Here is a 2,439-nt window from a genome sequence, read left to right on the forward strand (position 1 = left end):
ATAATTTTTCGCGGCCGTACGGACGCCAGTAGCGTCTTGATGTGTATCGAGCCAGTCCCGTGTAGAAACATTCAGGTCATCGTCTGCTTTTAGTTTTCGTAGTTGAGGAGCCCATGATTCGTCAGCCTTCCTGGCCTCATCGACAGCCTGAGCGATTCGATTGGCGTAGGCTACGGCTTCACCACGGTTAGGGTTTGGATCTATATTCGATGCCTGATCGCGAAGAGCGCTCGCTGTGTCGTTCGCGTCGGCGGGAGGGGAGATTCCCGTGCTGGGCCCCTTACCTTGCGGAGAGCCTGAAACCGTGTCGCCTGGTGGCAACTTACCGTCGACCTCATGCCCTGCCGCCGGATAGGTAACCGAACCATCGGAGTTCACCCTGAAGCCGGCAGCCTGGGCACCTTCGACAGCTGTCAATAATTTCCTTTGAGCCGCAGACAGGTCCGCGGCTAGCGCATTGAGTGCCGTGGTGGCGAGTCCACACTCGATTTGAACGTAGTGAAAGTTATGCGACAGCTTCTGTAACTGTTCAACGGCCGCGTCCCTTGCCTCCCCATCCAGTAGGGAATACATTTTTGCGATGACGTGGTCCTGAAGACTTTTCTGAGTTGAGTCGGCCATGTCCCGAGCCGTGCGATACCTTTCGGCCGCGCGTTCAAAGTCTGCAATTTTGAGCTCTTTGAGGGTCGCGAAGTCCATCAGTCGCTATTCCTTCAATCCTTGCCGTCGGCTCCTGGAGTTTCTTTGTATTTATCCGTCATCCTCGCAAGCGCATGCTGAATGGCTTGATCGTTCTTGTAATGATCATTTCCGGCCTTTTCTAGCATGCTTTCCAGTTCGCCACACCTGGCGTTGATTCTGTCTAGATAACGTTTCCATGAGCTGGATAAGGACTGTTCGGCAGCGGCACTCTCCAGCCCATGCGTGCTCAGCTTCCCCTGCTCTAGATTGAGCGAAGAGGACCTGATGTTCCTGCGGAACTGGCCGACGGCATGTCCTGCCGCATTCCACGCGGCCTTATCGGATCTCACATCCCCTGCGCCGCCCGGGTTCCTTCCCCCGTCCTTCTCGGCGCTGGCGAGCCGGGTTCTGGAGTTATGTGCTGCCCCTTGCTTGGCTTGTGCCCACTCCTCTTCGAACGTTCCCACGCGACCCGCTCCCCCTAGTAATCACACTCGTAGAGGGCGTCATTCTAGGGAGAGTGCCTGGACGGGCGGAGGTGTCGGATCATTGATGGCTGATTATTAGCGGTCAGGCAGGCTCGCATAGCAAAGCGGCAGGTGGATTGGCGGCTCTTCCTGTCCTTAATCATCGGTTTGTCTTGGCCATCGAGGGCTACCGCCGCGCTCGTCGTCCGCTCCGAGCCGCGGGAACCCGGAGGGCCGGCCGGGTTCCCGCGGCGCCGACGGGAGAGATGTGGTCACCGTGCCGCGAGGCCATGGCCTCCGAGGCCAGAACGGTTCGGGATAGCCCACGGCCACGTCCGGCGTGACGGCGACATGATCCGACACCATGAGCAGGTCATACCCGAGCCCCTCGACCACCTGAGCCCACCCAGGCAACATACCGGGGTCGGTGCCGGGCCCGCCACGCCGGCGCCGAGGGCGAGACCTCTGACCGCGCGAGCAGCGGGCCCGCCTCTTTCCGGTGAGGTCCTACCTCACACGGTCTCTCCTTCGGGAACCTGATAACACGCCGAGCTGAGGGCCACGCTGATGATGGACTCCGGGGCCTTGGGGGCAGGATTCTTGCTCTCGTCGTACAGGTGGATCATCACTGTAAATTTCTTTCGACCGAAATCTGCGATCAGTTCGAGACTTCGGCTCTTGCTCGTATCCGGGCCATAGCTCCTGATGTTCCACCCCTTGCCGGGAAGCTTCTCCCTGAGGTTCTCCATGCCCTGCTTGAGGTCCTGGATAGGGGCATCCCAAATGGACCAGAAATAGATGATCCTGTAGTTCTTTTCCGGGTCCCTGCCGGCGCACTTTCCGGTGAAGGGCCCGGGCTCGGTCATCTTCCCCTTTACGCCGGCCACATTTAGAATTTCGCGAGATACCCGAATGGTCTCGTCTTCTGTATCAGAGACGCGGCGTACCTCGACCGGTGGCGCCGAATCGTCTTTTTCTGATAAATCGATCCAGAGTCCGCCTGCTAGAACTGTCGCGACCGCGAGTGCTGCGATGCCGGAGCGTGTGCGTATGGGTCGGAGTATGCGCGGCAAGTTAGTTAGCTTCTTGTTTTTTATGGTGGTCCTCCAGGGCTGATTGGGCCCGCATCGGTCGCGTGGCCCCGGTGGTCGATCTGTCACGTCTCACACGGTCTCCCCTTCGGGGACCTGGAAGCACGTTGAGGTAAGAGCCACGTTAATGATGGACTTCGGGGCCTTGGGGCCAGACCTCTTGCTCTTGTCGTAGAGGTGAATCACCGCCGTGAATTTAT

General features: G+C 58.8%; 2 protein-coding genes and 2 pseudogenes. All 4 read right to left on the reverse strand.

Going from position 1 to position 2,439, the window contains the following annotated elements; translation table 11 throughout:
• A pseudogene (locus tag AAHZ94_RS32655) lies at window positions 1-699 on the reverse strand (alpha/beta hydrolase); the annotation flags it as partial.
• Between the two features lie 14 nt (window positions 700-713).
• Complete coding sequence (locus AAHZ94_RS32660) at window positions 714-1,148, reverse strand: hypothetical protein (protein WP_349997328.1); 435 nt, start codon at window positions 1,146-1,148, stop codon at window positions 714-716.
• A gap of 303 nt (window positions 1,149-1,451) precedes the next feature.
• Window positions 1,452-1,565 (reverse strand): annotated as a pseudogene (locus AAHZ94_RS32665) (LLM class F420-dependent oxidoreductase); the annotation flags it as partial.
• Between the two features lie 95 nt (window positions 1,566-1,660).
• The gene (locus AAHZ94_RS32670; protein ID WP_349997329.1) at window positions 1,661-2,221 is read right to left on the reverse strand and encodes a hypothetical protein; all 561 of its coding nucleotides are present in this window, start codon (window positions 2,219-2,221) and stop codon (window positions 1,661-1,663) included.
• Window positions 2,222-2,439: the final 218 nt, after the last annotated feature.

Source organism: Streptomyces sp. HSW2009 (assembly GCF_040240285.1).
In the GTDB taxonomy this organism is placed as follows: Bacteria; Actinomycetota; Actinomycetes; order Streptomycetales; family Streptomycetaceae; genus Streptomyces.